The sequence below is a fragment of the Streptomyces sp. P9-A2 genome, from assembly GCF_036634175.1.
GTDB lineage: Bacteria > Actinomycetota > Actinomycetes > Streptomycetales > Streptomycetaceae > Streptomyces > Streptomyces pratens.
Genome location: NZ_JAZIFX010000002.1, coordinates 54088 through 68511, shown reverse-complemented (window position 1 = coordinate 68511; position 14424 = coordinate 54088). Strand labels below are relative to the sequence as shown.

The window sequence follows — 14424 nt, the reverse complement described above, 5'->3', positions numbered from 1 at the left end:
TTCACAAGGTCCGCAACGTCATGAATGCACTGCCGAAGTCGGCCCAGCCCGGCGCGAAGAGGGCCCTGCAGGAGATCTACAATGCCGAGGACCGCGACCACGCCGAGAAGGCGATCAAGGACTTCGAGCGCACCTACGGCGCGAAGTGGCCGAAAGCGGCCAAGAAGGTCACCGGCGAGGCCGACGAGCTCCTCGCGTTCTACGACTTCCCCGCCGAGCACTGGGTGCACCTGCGCACGACCAACCCCATCGAGTCCACCTTCAGCACCGTGAAACTCCGGACCAAGGTCACCCGCGGCGCCGGCAGCCCGGCAGCGGCCCTGGCGATGGTGTTCAAGCTCGTCGAGTCCGCCCAGGCCCGCTGGCGGGCGATCACCGGGGCCCATCTGGTCGCACTGGTCCGCGCCGGCGCCAGGTTCGAGAACGGCATCCTGGTCGAGCGGCAGGATCAGGCCGCGTGAATCACCACAACACTCCGCAGGAGGAGCCCGCCGAGCACCTCCGCTTCGCGGCCTACCTGAGCAAGCTGGAGCAGGTGACCGACGCCGACGAGGCCGGCCTGGTCAGCGAAGTCCTCACCGATCCGGACCAGACGATGGCGCAGTCTGCCGTCCTGCGGCACCTGGACCGCCGGGCCACCGACCTCCATCACGGACCCGCCTACGAACCGTGGACCGAGTCGATGACCCAGGCCACCATCCGCTACCCGCTCCTGACCCGACGGCTTCGGGAGTGGTCCCTCCTCCGCGCCATCACGCTGGGGCGGCCCTGGCACCAGGACGCCTTGCTCGAGTCATCCGACTGGCTCCAGCGTAAAGCGGCCGCTGCGTCGAACTCCGACGCCCTCGAAATCCTCGCTGAGCGCGGGCGCACCAAGCGGATCCGCAATACCGCGAGAATCACCCTCAAGCAGCAGCGCTCGCGCTGAGCCGCGAGTAAACCGATCCACAGGTCTTGACTATTGCTCCCGTCAGGTCAGGCCACACCGAGCCATCATCGTCGATGAGCAGAAATCCTGCGGCGTGCAGGGAATGCAGCGACTCAATGGCTTCGTCCTCGGTGATGCCCTCGTGAGAGGCCGTATCGGCGGCCATGCCAGAGATCCGTGCCAGTGTCTCCAGGTGGGTGGCCGCGGCTACGGGGATCTGCGTGCCGTAGATGTCCGCGTAACGCAGAAGCGTCCTCATCGTGTCGGCTACGCCGGAGTCAGAACCGAATTGGGCCTCAACCGCATCGACCGGACTGACACCAGCCATGCCCAGCGGCACAGTCAACCGGTCCCACTCGCGGTAGAAGGCACCGGGCGGGTTGAGGTCGTACAGCGACGCCAGCTTGCGCGGACGCGGTGCGCGCTTGGGGCGCGGACCGATGCGCTCAGCGGCCGCAGCGCGGCGCGTGGCCTCCCGAGCCCGCCGCTGTGCGGGGTCATTTCGTTTACGTGCCATGCCTGCGTAACTCCTGCTGAACACTGCCGGTTGCGCTCACACCACACGGATGGCTTACCGACCGCGCCCTGCCGCCGCTTCACCAGTCGGCGGCACCGCCTTCGTGTTCCAGCAGCTGCTCGCCGACCGCTGAACGACGGCGACAACGGAGCAGACGAGGCAAGCCGCACGCGATCCCGGCGTACGGCTGCGCGAGCGGCCCGGCGAGCGGCAGGGAAACCCGGAGTGTGGGCCCATACAGCTTCGCTAACTTGACCTGATGACACCTTCGATCCACTTCTGGTCCAAGGCGCCGCCCCGATCCGGCTGCACGGACGCAACGCCCTAGCGGACCGGGCGGGGCTCGCGCGGTTGATCAACGAAGCCGCGCCCCAGGCTGTGGCTGCCGGACTGCGGCTGCCGCCAGCCGACCTGCCCATGGACGACCAGGGGAAGCCGAGCGCCGACTTCCTCGTGCGTACAGGGATGTTCGTTCCGGTGGACGCATCGGCCACCTGGCGCCCGCTGTCGGAGCGCGGCGTGCAGGCATTTGCCGACGCGCTGAACAACTCCCCCCTGCACCACGCCCTGTTCTGCTGGTGCGCATCGATCGGCGAAGGCGGCATGAATCCCTTCCACCGGTCGGGCTTCAACCGGGCCCGCAAGGTCCGGCTGCTGTGGCAGGGCGGCCCGCACGGAGCGCCGGCCTTCCCGCTGGAGGCCGTGGCCAGGATCGACTTACCGGACGCCTACGGGGCTGCCGTCTCGCACTTGCAGGTCTCCTTGCAAGTCGTCGCGCGCTTCCGGCACACCCTCGGCCGCGCGGCGCCCCTGTCCATCGCCCGCCTGCACGAGCTGGTCGACGCCCTGACGGCCACGCTGGTCGATGACAAGGTCACCGGAGCGCTCGCCGCTCTGGCGGGTGTCGATCCTCTCGTGATGCCCCAGCCGCTCGGCCTGGACCTTCTCAGCAGCACGGATATGGCGGACCTGCTCGCCGGGAACGGACTGACCTCGGTGCCGGACGCTGGCACATCACGAGGGGCCAATCTGCTCGCCGACCCGGGCGTTGACCAGCGCGACCCTGCAGAGCGCCGTGCCCTCATCGACAGTTGGCTCCAGCAGATCAGCCAGGACGCCGGCCTGCTCGGTATGGAGAAGGTCCTGGAACAGCTCCACAGCACCTCCCCTGACCCTCAACCGCGACGTCTTCGCCGCACAGACGCCCTGTAAATGTCCGAGAGGCGGCGGGGCCGGGCAGGGTGTGCCGGCCCGGCGCCCCGCCGCCGGTTCAGCCGATCAGCTTGTGCAGCACGGGAACTTCCAGTGCCAGGATGAAGACCGATGGCACGCACTGGCCTAGCCTTGGCCCAGGTGCGCTTGCCGACCAGGCGCGGCGCCGGGGGAGGGCAAGGGCGCGTGTTCGACAAGTGGCTCAAGCCGCAGGACGTGGAGCAGCCGGACGGGCTGCTGGAGTACCAGCTGCTCGCCGACGGGGGGCTGATCGAGGACGGCGAGCTTGTCGAACGGCTGGGCCATGAGGTGATGCGTAACTACCTGGCTCCCGGCGAGCTCGCCAATGTCTTCGACGACCTGGGTGCGCCGGAGGTTGCGGGCTACTTGCGGAAGAACAAGCTTCCCGCGGACCGCAAGATCCGGCACGGGGACTTCGGGGAGATCGTCACAGGCGCGCTCTACCGCAGGGTGCGCCGGTGGTGCGTCCCAGTCCTGAAGCTGCGCTACAAGCAGACCCCGGCCCAGGCCGTGCAGGGCACGGACGTGCTGGCGTTCCGCTTCCGGCAGGATCCTCCGGCGATCGCCGTGCCGGAGGTGAAGACTCGCGCCTCCCGGGACAACAGGGTGGGGAACGAGGCGTACGACAGCCTGGAGAAGGTTCTGGACAGGCTGGACGAGAGCCTCCACTTCCTCATGGCGCGCTGCGCTGACCGCGGGCAGGTGTTTCTCGCACGCCGGCTCGGCGCGCTGCTGCGCGAGCCAGGGCGGCGCCGGGTGGAGCGGCACATGCTCTTCGTCCACGACGCCAAGTCGTGGAAAGAGGACATCGTGGCCGGGCTCGGCGCGATGGTGACCCAGCGCACCGAGCTGACCGTCGTCAAGATCGACGATCTCAAGGACTTCGTCGGCCGCGTCTACGAGGCGGCGGAGACGGCCCCCGGCAGTAGCGGCAAGGACAACGGAACGGCGGCGGGAACAGCGTGAGGGACGACGACGGGACCGTACGGCGCCTTGGCGACGAGGCACTGTCCACGGGAGAGGCATCCCCGGTTCTGCGCGGCCAGCTGCGCTCCCACGTCCTGGCCGAGCAGATCAGCACCGAAGGGGCAGCCGACTACACCTACGACCCCGATGCCCTGCGCCGAGGCCTCTCCCTTGCCCGGCTCGGGCAACTGGCCCGCACTCCGCGCGAGCGCCGCGCGGACCCAGGGCCCCTGCCGGACATCGCCCAGGCCTACGCCGACCTCGCCGCGCGGGCGAACGAGCCGGAGACACGGATTGAACTGCTGGCGATCTCGGCGACGATGTGGAGCCTGGCTGGCTACCAGGCCAACGCCACCGCCATTGCCCGCACCTTCCAGCAGGAAGTCGGGGAGCTGTTCACCTACGGGGACATGCCCGACACCGACGGGCTGACCGCAGTCGCCCCGCACCGGATCGCCGAGGCCGCCGGCGCGGTCCTGCGCCGCGACATCGACACCGCCGCCCGGCTCGGCGTCGCCGCAGCGAGCGAACTGCCGCGCCTCGGCCGCGCACTCACCGCCGCGCTCGCCGCGGGCCGGGCCGAGCAGGCGGACCTTGCCGTGGTGGCCGCCTACGGCCTGGTCGGCCGCTCGGCACGCTCCCTGGCCACCCTGTGGCGTACCGGCGACCGCGCGGCCGGGCGCGCGGCAGTTAGCGACCTGAAGCAGGCCGCTGCCATCCTCCTCCAGGCCTCCGTCGTAGACACCTGGACCCTGGTCGACTCCCTCGCCCACGCTGTCGAGGACATCGTCGCGACCTCCCCGTGGCTCCTGCTGCGCCGCGCCTCCAGCTGGTCGAGGACCTGGGAGCGCTATATCAAGTCCCTGATCGTCTCCGACCGCCCGCTCACCCAGGTCTGGCCCTCCCAGCGCACCGCCCTGGACGCCGGACTCCTTGACGCCCGGGCCCACAACTTCACGGTCACCATGCCCACCTCCGCGGGCAAGACCCACATCGCCGAGTGGGCCATCCTCCACGCCCTCGCCGACACCGGTGAGGCCGACGACAGCCCCCTCGGGCTGCTTCTGCGCTTCATGGACCCGCCGCTGGCCGTGTACGTGGTGCCCACCCGCGCGCTCGCCGCCCAGGTCGAACGGCACCTCGCCGCCAGCCTCGAACTCGTCGGCCTGCGCGTCTCCTCCCTCTTCGGCGGCGCCGAACACGTCCGCTACGAGAACCACCTCCTGGACTACACTGACGTCCTCGTCGTCACCACCGAGAAACTCGACTTGCTACTGCGCAACACCCCCGAACTCGCCGGCCGGCTGCGCCTGGTCCTCGTCGACGAAGGACACTCCATCGACCGGTCCGTGCGCGGGCTGCGCCTGGAGATGGTCCTCACCCGGATCCGCCGCACCACCCCGCAGGCGCGGATCGTCCTGCTGTCCGCGGTCCTGCCCAACGGCGAAGACATCGCCCGCTGGCTGGAGCCCACCGCCCACGGCACCAACCACGCGAAGATCGACTGGTCGCCCTCCCAGCTACGCACCGGGATCTTCTCCTGGCAGGGGCAGGAGAAGGACGGACAGACCGGCAGCATCCACTACGGCACCGCCCAAGGCAGAGACTTCTTCGTACCCAAGGTGCTCACCCGCCACCTCGTCCGAAAGCGATTGTCCCCGCGCGACGCCAAGGACGTCGCGGCCGCACTGACGCTGCACTTCGAACACCTCGGCCCGGTACTGATATCCACCACCCAGCCCGCCTACGCGCAGGCCACCGCGCGCGCCCTGCAAACGGCACTGAAGAAGACAGACACCCCGGTGCTCGGCGTGCGGAACCAGCGGGATCAACGCCTGGCACTCTCGGAGCGAATCGCCGAGCACCTCGGCGAGGAGCACGAACTCACCGTGATGGTGACCCAGGGCATCGCCTACCACCACGGCACGGTCCCGCAGCCCGTCCGGCACCTGCTGGAGCGCGCCCTACCGCGCCGGCGCACTGCGCGTGCTGTGCGCCACCAGCACCCTCTCCCAGGGCATGAACCTGCCGGTCAAGACTGTGCTGGTGCACAGCACCTGGCGGAACCAAGAGCAGATCGACGTCCGCGAGTTCTGGAACGCAGCCGGGCGCGCCGGCCGAGCCTTCCAGGAGACCGAGGGCCACGTCGTCCTCATCGCCAAGGACGCCGCGGACGCCCGAAAGCTTCAGCGCCGCTACCTCGACAAGGGCAACATCGAACCGGTCCTGTCCACCATCGGCGCGCTCTACCACCGCCTTGCCATCCCGAGACTGGGCGCCCGCCCCGCCTCGGGACAGAACCTGACGGACATCGAACTGCCCGACCCAGAAGAGGAAGAGCTGACCGACTGGGCGCAGGCGCTCGATCTCCAGCTCCTGACGATGCTCGCCGAAGAAGTCGTCGACACCCCCGACCAGCAGCTGCTGGAGGACGCGGCACACGACCTGCTCACTCACACCCTGGGCGGCCACCAGATTGGCGCCCAGGAGTGGTCCCTCAAGCCGCTCGCCCGGTTCACCGCCCGCCGCATCGCCGCTCTCGCCCGACAGCTCCCCGACCCGGCCGCCCGCGCGGCGATCCTGCGCACAGGACTGAGCCTACAAGGCGGCCTCGACGCGATCATCGCCGCCGAGCAGCTCGCGAACACCCTCACCGAGCACCCCGGGCTCTTTGCCTCCGCGACATGGCCGGCACTGCGCGACATCGTCCTGACCGCTGCCACCAAGATTCAGGAACTCCGCCGGAGCGCCACTGCCAAGGACCGGCCGATCGGGGCGGTCGTCCCTCTCGCTGGGGACTGGATTGCCGGCTGGACGCTCCAGGAGATCCACAGCCACTACGAGCTGCTCCTTGACGCCAAGGACATCACCGTCACCTCGGACTACATCGACAAGGTGATCGTCCAAGACCTGGCCTGGGCCGTCTCCTCGATCCTGCAGATCCTGGAGATCCGCCACGGCATCACACCCGAAGGCTCACTCGCCGCCCTGCCGGCCATGCTCAAGTACGGTGTTGACACCGCCCCTGCCTGCTACGCCGCCAGCCTGGGCATCCACCAGCGCAGCGAGGCAATCGACCTGGCCGCACGCTGCCCTGTCCCCGAGCCGTCCTTCTCTGATTTCACCGGCTGGCTCGGCAACCTCACCACCGACGAGATCACCGCCATCACCACCCCCAGCACCGCGTCCCTGCTCATCCGCAGTGCCGAGCGGCGCAGCCCCCGCACCGTCCAGAAGACCATCCTCAGCGGCCGCGGAACATTCACCACCCCCCTACGCGGCGTCCGGCACACCTACAGTGATGGGTACCTCGCCGGCCTGCCCGCGGGAACCGTCCTCGACCTCGTTCGCGATTACGACAACCCGACTGACCCAAACGCCATCCGGGTCGAGCACAACGGCCTCCCTCTCGGCTGGATCGCCAAGGGCACCGCCCGGCCGCTCGCGCTGGCCCTCGACGACCGGCCCGCCCCCTTGGTCACGGCCCTCCTGCACACCGACACCCGGTCCCTCGCTGACACCGCAGGCACCGACCAGCTGGCTGGCTACGATCAGGTCGATCTCACCATCACCATCAGTCCCGGGGCATAGGGTTCGGAGCCGTCACACGCATCACCTTGGCCGCTGGACGCTGTCGCAGACAGAGTGCTGATGTCCGCCCCCGCCACACCGCCGTCCGGCTCTGGGCCCGTGCAGATCACCCTGCACGGGCCCGCTGCTTGTCGCTACGACCACCGCATCCCGATCGCGGACAGCTGCTCCATCCGCTCCGGCGTCAGCGTCGCGGCCCTGCTCCGCTGATTGCCGATCCAGGCACCCAGCTTCAGCTCCCGCGCCTCCTGGTCCTCGCCGACGATCCGTTCGATGTGCTTCCTGGGGACCTGAAGGTGCCCCTCACGCTCGTAGTACTGCCGGGCGGCCTCGTAGTTGATCGCCCATTTGTCGGCCTGAGTGCGGCGCGGCTTCGGCTTCTCGTCCTCGGCTGCGGGCTCGATCCCGAGGATGTGCTCGCACATCCACTGCTGGACGGTGGTGAGGTTGTCCCAGCCGAGCCGGACCGAGCGCACCCACCGCCCGAGGTCCTCGCCCTGGTGCACGACGTCGCCCGGCGACGTGGGCAGCGGGCGGCCGGCCTCCAGGTGGAGCCGGACGAGGTGGAAGGCCCGCTGCCACGTCACCGGCCAGCTCGGGCACCACGACGGGTCGATGTCCTCGAGCTGCTCGCGCCGCTCGTCCGACAGCGCGCCGGCCGACGACCCCGCGGGCAGGCCCTCGGCACGCCGCTGCTCGACCTCCTGCGCCTTGCGGGCGGCGGCCCGCGCGTTCTTCAGCCAGATCCCCACCCGGTAGCCCTGGAAGGTGGCGTCCAGCGGCGCCAGCAGGTGCCCGTGCTCCTTGGCCCACCCGCGTGCCGCCGCGAGACCTTCCTCCCACGCGACGTCGAAGTGCGACCAGACCATGCCCAGCTTCTCCAGCTGGGCGACGCGGTCCTCGTCCATGTCACCGCGGGCGTAGAAACGCCGGTTGTCGGCGATCCACTGCCCCAGCGGGAATCCGGCGAGCGAGGCCGGCCACCCCTCGGACTCCACCGCCTGGTCCTTCCCGCCGGGCACCCGGTAGGTGAAGGGCGCCTTGAGGTCGCCGCGGGTGCGGGCGTAGATGACGGCCGCCTCCACGCCGCGCCGCCAGTGTTCGTGCTCGGGGTTCAGGACCCGCAGGTTGATGAACGCGGCCAGCTGCCCCGGGTCGCGCGGGGTGGAGAACTTCAGCAGCTTCCGCGCGGCCGCCGACGGCCCGCCGGACCCGTTCCCCTCGCCCAGGCTTTCCTGGTCTTGCTCGGCTTTCGAGGCGGGCTTGTAGGCGCTCGGGGCCTGCTGCTCGGCGAGCTGCTCCACTACCCGGGCGTCGTGCGCCCTGAGTGCCTCCAGCAGCTTGGCCAGCCCGCCGAACGCCCTGCTCGTGAGCATGTTGTCTGCCGTCTCGCCCGGCCCGAGCAGGACGGGCACGACGAGCGAGGCGACCTTGCCCTCACCGGGCTGCATGCGCAGCGCGCGGCCGACGGCTTGGACGAGGTCGGGCATGGAGCCGCGCACGTCGGCCCAGTACACGGAGTCACAGTTTTTGGTATCAACCCCCTCGCCCAGGACCTTCACCGAGCACAGGAAGCACTTCTCCACCACGGTGCCGTCCGTGGCAATCCCGGCCGCGAACTCGCCCAGCAGACGCCGCCGGTGGAGCGGCTTGTGATCCCCGCACAGCCAGTCCGCCCAGATCGCCTTGGGGTACAGCTCAGGGTCGCTGGCGTACAGCTGCGCGGCGACGTCGGGGAGGCCGGCCGCGAAGGCTTCGGCCTCCTTCACCATGTGGTGGAAGACCAGCGTGCGGCGGAAGCCCTCCTCAGCGGACGCTTTCACCAGGGCGGTCTGCAGTGCGGCGAGTCGTGCCCCGCGGACCTCTGCCGAGCGGCCCTCCGCGCCCAGGAGCTGTGCGGCCTGGAGCGCGGTGTCGGTGACGTCCACGCATACGACCTGGTAGGGGGCACAGATTCCCCTGTCGATGGCCTCCGAGAGCGTCAAAGTGAACGCCCTGCTGCCGAAGGGGCTCTCGGGGTCGTCTTCCATGCTCGCGACCAGCTCGCCGGGGGCGCCGGCCTCGTCCTCGTCCCCGAGCTGCCACAGCCGGGGCGTGGCCGTCATGTACAGACGGCGCAGGGACGGGATCTTCTGGTTGTCGTGCACGACCGCCCACGGCTTCCCGATCCGGCCCGAAACCCGGTGGGCCTCGTCCACGACGATCAGGTCCCAAGCCGACAAACCCGCAGCGTGCAAGTCTGTAGGGGAGTGTCAGTTGAGAATCGTCATTTGAGCGTCAGTGGTATGGGCCCGGTGACCTGGCGGTTGGCGCTGACGGATGGTGCTCATCTGGTGCTGACATGAGTGACGAACGGCCATGTCATTCTTGTGCAGACTGCTATAGCGGGTGGCGAGTTTGCGCTGGTCAGAGGCGTCCGATCGGGAGAGGCCATCTGTCCCCGCGGGCCTGTCACTTGTGCGCGCGGATGGTGTGGTGGTCGGCGGCCCAGGGGTATGCCGAGGAGGTCGCACGGCCAGGCCGGTTCGCGACGGGCTTCGATGTCTTCGTCGGCTGGGCAGGCCGCCTGTGCGGTCACTCCGGGAAGGTCACTGCGTGTTCCAGCCAGCCAACCGCCTTCAGGTCCCGGGCTAGCCAGCTGTAGGCGAGGTTGGTGGCCTGACGTTCCAGCCCTGTCGACAACTCCTCGTGATGCACTGCTGGGCGATGGAACACCCCTCTCTGTCAGCCTTGGGTGAGACGTCCCGCTTCGGCGGGTTAGCCTGAGAGGGCACGACAGGAGAACCACCCCCTCATGACCAGCAGCAAGTCCGCCGGATCCGACCCGGCTCCCCGGCCGAAGCGCCGCACTTTCAGCCCGGAGTACAAGCTGCGGATCGTGGCCGAGTACGACGCCGCCCCGCAGAACGAGAAGGGCGCGGTCCTGCGCCGCGAGCGGCTGTACCACTCGCATGTGAAGGAGTGGCGGGCCGCGCGGGATGCCGGGGCTCTGGAGAAGCTGGTCGACCAGCGTACCGGCCCGGCGAGGCCGAAGAAGTCTGCTGCCGAGGCGGAGAACGAGAAACTGCGCCGCCAGGTGGAGCGTCTGGAGAAGGAACTGGCGCGGAACAAGGCCGCGCTGGAGGTTATGGGAAAAGCTTCCGCGCTCTTGGAAATGATCTCCGAGGGCGCGGACTGAACGCTGCCGTCACCCCGGTGGCCGATGACGCGTTCACCGGCGTCGAGGGCGTGCTGGGTGTGACTGCGGCGTGCCGGCTGACCGGCCGCTCGCGGGCCACCCACTACCGCCGGCTGCGTCCGGCGCCACCACGCCGGCCCCGCAAGCCGCAGGTCCAGCCCTCGGCCCTGACGGCCGAAGAACGGTCTGCGGTAATGGAGTTGATGAACAGCGACGAGTACGCCGAACTGGCGCCCGCGCAGATCTGGGCCCGCGAGCTGGATGCCGGGCGCTACCACTGCTCGGTCTCCACGATGTACCGGATCCTGCGCGAGAAGGGCCAGTCCGGCGAGCGCCGAAGACAGGCCACCCACCCCGCCCAGGCGGTGCCCGAGCTGGTGGCCACCGCCCCGTCGCAGGTGTTCACCTGGGACATCACCAAGGCGGCCGGACCGGCAAAGGGCATCTGGTATCACGCCTACGTCATCATCGACATCTTCAGCCGCTACATCGTCGGCCACACCGTCGAGGCCGCTGAATCGGCCGAACGGGCCGAGGAGTTGATCCGCGAGACCATCGTCCGCAACGGGATCGTGCCCGAGACCGTGCACGCCGACCGCGGCACCTCGATGACGAGCAAGAAGGTCTCCCAGCTGCTGATCGACCTCGGGGTGACAAGGTCGCACTCGCGGCCGAAGGTCTCCAACGACAACCCCTACAGCGAGGCCCAGTTCAAGACCACGAAGTACATGTCGGACTATCCCGAACGGTTCGACTCGCTGGCCCACGCCCGCGAATGGTTCGACGCCTTCATCGCGTACTACAACCACGAGCACCGGCACTCGGGCATCGGCTGGCACACACCCGCCTCCGTCCACTTCGGGACCGCCGAGGAGGTCCGCGACCAGCGCGCGGTCACCCTCGCCGAGGCATACGCCCGCCACCCCGAACGCTTCGGCCGCCGCCCCCGACCACCCGAGATACCCCAGACGGCCTGGATCAACGACCCGTCCAAGCGCCGCGAACCCGCACCACAAACCTCATAGCATCACGACCGTCTCACTGGACTTGAAATCTTCCGCACCGAGGCGTGGTCCTCTTGCAGACTGCTCCACAGGGAGCTGGGGATGTTCGGCTCCTCGGCGAGGTCGAACTCCACTGCTGGCGCATCCTGCATACGAGATCCGGCATTAGTGCGCAGGGTGTAGGCAACGTTGGCGCTGTAGGCCTTGGTGTTACCTGGCTCCGGCATGATCACTAGGCCGTCGGCGCGGACCGGGAAGATGCTGTACAGGCCGAGCGCGGCCCCGAACCGGGGAAAGTTGTGCTGCACCAGGTCGCGGTAGCCGGCGAGGGCGTCGCGTACGACGTCCTGGGTGATGGATCGGGTCAGTTCGGGGGAGTAGGTCTGCCAGAGGTAGCGGCCTTCCCCTGGGCGGTCGGCGGGCGGGCGCGGATCGGTGAGCTTGTCCTCAGGCAGGTGCTGCAACTGGGCGTGGAGCCAGCGGACGTCGGCGGAGTCCACGGTGTATCTGCCCCACTGCCACCGCGACCATCGCGTTGTCTCGACATGCGCCATCAGCGCATCCACCTCCGGCCGGAGGTCCTCCAAGGAGATCTCCCGGCCGAGTCTGCCAGGCCGCCCCTTCCCCATGATCTGCTGAGCGAGGAACCATGCCCGTTCGGCCGCCAGGGGAGAGGCGGCGTCGACCGGGAGGGTGCGGTTCTTCACCCGGCGTGCCAACGGCTCACGCAGCCGGTTGCGGGACCATACCCAGCGAGTCAGGGGTGCGTCGGAGACGGCGAAGCTTTGGCGGTCATGGAATTGCGCCATGGGGAAGGACTGCCAGGGGTGGATGTCTGGCCGGACGACGAGATCGGCGTCCAGGACTCCCTCACGGGCCTGCGCGACGGTCATCCACCTGTCCTCCTGATCCATGAGTACACCCCACGGCGCGAGCGCGCCCTGATCATGCGGCGCCAACAACTTCCCCAGCTCGCCCAGCCCTTCAAGCCACGAGAGCGTCGCCTCACGCAGCCGGCCCCCTATCGCGAGAGCCGGCTCGGGGTCTTCGTCGCAGGCTCCGGCCGATCCGCCCGCCGGTCCGTTCGTGGAAGCCGGCGGCAGCGGGCCGGTGTCGTGATCAGATGTGGTCTCGTCAAGGACCCAGGATGCGGCTGCCGGGTTGGTGCAGGCCAGGCGGCTCAGGAACTCCTCCGCGTGGCCACTTGTCGCGGTCTCCACGGCGAACGCGATCGCGTATCGCCAGCGCGGGAAGTGTTCGGCTCCCGCAGCGGTTTCGAGCTGTGCCTCCTCGTCTTGCAGGGCCTGCGCGGCGAAGTGCTGCTCGAACAGGGGGAGAGCAAAGCGCAGCAGTCCGTCGTCGTGGACGACGAGCCCGGTCGCTTCCAGTTCCCAGATCACGTGCTGGCGGGCGAAAGCGCTCGCTGACACAGGGCTTTGCTGGTCCAGGATGCTGGCGGCGAGTCGGGGCAGGCTTGTCCATACCTCCGGTGAGGCTTCGGGGTGTTCGCGCTGGAGGATGGCGCGGGCGAGTCCTGACAGCAGTTCACGCGTGGAGACCTGCGTGTCGCCGCCGGCTCGCAGACGGCTGGCGAGGGCGTGGACTTGCAGGGGACTGGTCAGCAGCTGCTGCATCTCGTGCGTGTCCAAGCCGGGCACGTAGTCCTCGTTCAGCACGGTGTGCAGCAGGTCCCAGCCCCGCTGTACCGGCCATGCCGGCACGTCGAGGCGTTCTGCCGCATCCACGTTGCCCGCGCCCGGGCGGGTGGTCGCCAGGATGTGTACCTGGGGCCAGGTTGCCACGAGTCGGCGCGCGTCGGTGAGGAGTTGGTCGGCCCTTTTCGGGCTCACCGCGTCGAGGTTGTCCAGGACGATCCGGCAGTCGCGCACCGGATCGGCTCCCAGTGCCTCCTGCACGGTCCCGGCCAGCGTGGCTGCGACCTCCCGTGCCTCCAGCCACACAGGGATTTCGACCTGCGGATCCGTCCAGGCCTGGGTCAGTCCCTCGCTCCACCAGCGTTCCGCCTCCTCGCTCTTGCCGGCCCCCATGGGGGCTACCAGGACACGCAGCGCGCCAGCAGGCACCCCTACCACCGGATCGGCTTGCTCTGTCCTCCACTCCAGCGCTGCCTCTACTCGGTCGGCGGGGGTAGCGCGCAGGCGGACGACGGTGCGGGCACGGCTGCTGTTCGATGCCAGGGCCAGCGCCTCGGCGCGTGAGCGTGAGCGTGAGCGTGCCGAGAACGGCAGCAGAGCCGTCAGCCGCTCCAGGAGGTCGTCCGTGCCGAAGGACGCGGCGGCGACCTCGGCTGCTTCGGTGTCGCTCAGAGTCCGAGCCACAGCCTGGGAGTGCGTCTGGATCTGCTTCCTTTTCCAGGTGCGAAGGCGATCCGCCGGATAGTGCTCCGGCGTGGCGTCGATCTCGAAGGCATGCCGTCCGCACAGCGGGATGAGGTTGTTGAAGCTGCGGTTGTCTTCCTCGCTCATCTCGGGATCCCACCGAGGTCCGCCTTCGCTGCGGGCATGGATGTGCGCGACCTGGCTGTTGAGGACGCGCTGGCCGGTGGCCGGGTTCTCCCGGTACAGCGGCTCCCCGCAGTCGGGGCAACCACAGGTCAGTGCGGTGGCATACAGCTCCTTGAAGGTGCTCTCCGTGGGAGTGGCATGCCGGCGGGGAACACGGCCGGCAGACGGGACGTCGGAACCCATGTGCACAGTGTGACGGGCCCGCCGCCACCCGCGCAGACAGAACGCGCCGCGCTGCATCCGGCTTTACCTCAGGCTGATCCGGTCAGGATCTGGGCCGTGGCCCTCCCGGCTGGCTTCGTGGGCAGCGACGTCGGGCTCATGATCGAGCCACTGCTGGCACACAGTCCAGTGGATACGAGGACTGCCCGCGTTGCGGAGGAAGACATCGGCGACGAGGTCCCGCGAGCAGGACCTCGTGCCATGGGCACTGCATACATGGTCAGCGCGCTGCGGCTGCGGCCTGCTCCACCGGACGATCT

Annotated in this window: 11 protein-coding genes and 2 pseudogenes; 8 read left to right on the top strand and 5 right to left on the bottom strand. The window is 69.1% G+C overall.

Translation table 11 applies throughout. The features are described 5' to 3' along the window. Nucleotides 1-2: 2 nt before the first annotated feature. A pseudogene (locus V4Y04_RS37420) lies at nt 3-461 on the top strand (transposase); the annotation flags it as partial. Further along, on the top strand, nt 458-928 hold the full coding sequence (locus V4Y04_RS37415; RefSeq protein WP_332433202.1) for a hypothetical protein: 471 nt from the start codon (nt 458-460) through the stop codon (nt 926-928). The pseudogene V4Y04_RS37420 and the gene V4Y04_RS37415, both read left to right, overlap by 4 nt. On the opposite strand, the gene V4Y04_RS37410 is transcribed toward V4Y04_RS37415, so the two are convergent. After that, nucleotides 906-1445, bottom strand: a complete 540-nt coding sequence (locus V4Y04_RS37410) for a hypothetical protein (RefSeq protein WP_332433201.1) — start codon at nt 1443-1445, stop codon at nt 906-908. The two genes, V4Y04_RS37415 and V4Y04_RS37410, sit on opposite strands and share 23 nt — an antisense overlap. A gap of 351 nt (nt 1446-1796) precedes the next feature. Between V4Y04_RS37410 and V4Y04_RS37405 the strand changes: the two genes are divergently transcribed. The 3 genes and pseudogenes from V4Y04_RS37405 to V4Y04_RS38010 all read left to right on the top strand — a co-directional run. Next, nucleotides 1797-2657, top strand: coding sequence for a hypothetical protein (locus V4Y04_RS37405; RefSeq protein ID WP_332433200.1), 861 nt, complete (start codon nt 1797-1799; stop codon nt 2655-2657). A 186-nt stretch (nt 2658-2843) separates the two neighbouring features. Further along, entirely contained in the window at nt 2844-3644 is an 801-nt protein-coding gene (locus V4Y04_RS37400) for a Hachiman antiphage defense system protein HamA (protein WP_332433199.1), read from the top strand. Nucleotides 3645-3964: 320 nt separating this feature from the next. Beyond that, nucleotides 3965-5026 (top strand): annotated as a pseudogene (locus tag V4Y04_RS38010) (DEAD/DEAH box helicase); the annotation flags it as partial. Here V4Y04_RS38010 and V4Y04_RS37390 read toward each other — a convergent pair. Together V4Y04_RS37390 and V4Y04_RS37385 are read right to left on the bottom strand one after the other, a co-directional pair. After that, complete coding sequence (locus V4Y04_RS37390) at nt 4916-5137, bottom strand: hypothetical protein (RefSeq protein ID WP_332433197.1); 222 nt, start codon at nt 5135-5137, stop codon at nt 4916-4918. The pseudogene V4Y04_RS38010 and the gene V4Y04_RS37390 overlap by 111 nt on opposite strands. A gap of 27 nt (nt 5138-5164) precedes the next feature. Continuing rightward, on the bottom strand, nt 5165-5566 hold the full coding sequence (locus V4Y04_RS37385; protein WP_332433196.1) for a hypothetical protein: 402 nt from the start codon (nt 5564-5566) through the stop codon (nt 5165-5167). A gap of 97 nt (nt 5567-5663) precedes the next feature. Between V4Y04_RS37385 and V4Y04_RS37380 the strand changes: the two genes are divergently transcribed. Further along, nucleotides 5664-7235, top strand: a complete 1572-nt coding sequence (locus V4Y04_RS37380; protein WP_332433195.1) for an HIRAN domain-containing protein — start codon at nt 5664-5666, stop codon at nt 7233-7235. A gap of 134 nt (nt 7236-7369) precedes the next feature. On the opposite strand, the gene V4Y04_RS37375 is transcribed toward V4Y04_RS37380, so the two are convergent. Beyond that, on the bottom strand, nt 7370-9457 hold the full coding sequence (locus V4Y04_RS37375) for a helicase associated domain-containing protein (protein WP_332433194.1): 2088 nt from the start codon (nt 9455-9457) through the stop codon (nt 7370-7372). 572 nt (nt 9458-10029) lie between these two features. Here V4Y04_RS37375 and V4Y04_RS37370 point away from each other — a divergent pair. Together V4Y04_RS37370 and V4Y04_RS37365 are read left to right on the top strand one after the other, a co-directional pair. Next, nucleotides 10030-10413, top strand: coding sequence for a transposase (locus tag V4Y04_RS37370; RefSeq protein WP_109383656.1), 384 nt, complete (start codon nt 10030-10032; stop codon nt 10411-10413). A gap of 17 nt (nt 10414-10430) precedes the next feature. Then, entirely contained in the window at nt 10431-11438 is a 1008-nt protein-coding gene (locus V4Y04_RS37365) for an IS3 family transposase (RefSeq protein WP_332425518.1), read from the top strand. A 2-nt stretch (nt 11439-11440) separates the two neighbouring features. On the opposite strand, the gene V4Y04_RS37360 is transcribed toward V4Y04_RS37365, so the two are convergent. After that, nucleotides 11441-14125 (bottom strand): hypothetical protein, encoded by a 2685-nt coding sequence (locus V4Y04_RS37360; RefSeq protein ID WP_332433193.1) that lies wholly within the window; start codon nt 14123-14125, stop codon nt 11441-11443. Between the last annotated feature and the right edge of the window lie 299 nt (nt 14126-14424).

Excerpts from the sequence above, each read along its gene's own strand:
- V4Y04_RS37380 (WP_332433195.1), top strand. The coding sequence starts at position 5,664 with ATGAACCTGCCGGTCAAGACTGTGCTGGTGCACAGCACCTGGCGGAAC.
- V4Y04_RS37360 (WP_332433193.1), bottom strand. The coding sequence starts at position 14,125 with ATGGGTTCCGACGTCCCGTCTGCCGGCCGTGTTCCCCGCCGGCATGCC.
- V4Y04_RS37410 (WP_332433201.1), bottom strand. The coding sequence starts at position 1,445 with ATGGCACGTAAACGAAATGACCCCGCACAGCGGCGGGCTCGGGAGGCC.
- V4Y04_RS37370 (WP_109383656.1), top strand. The coding sequence starts at position 10,030 with ATGACCAGCAGCAAGTCCGCCGGATCCGACCCGGCTCCCCGGCCGAAG.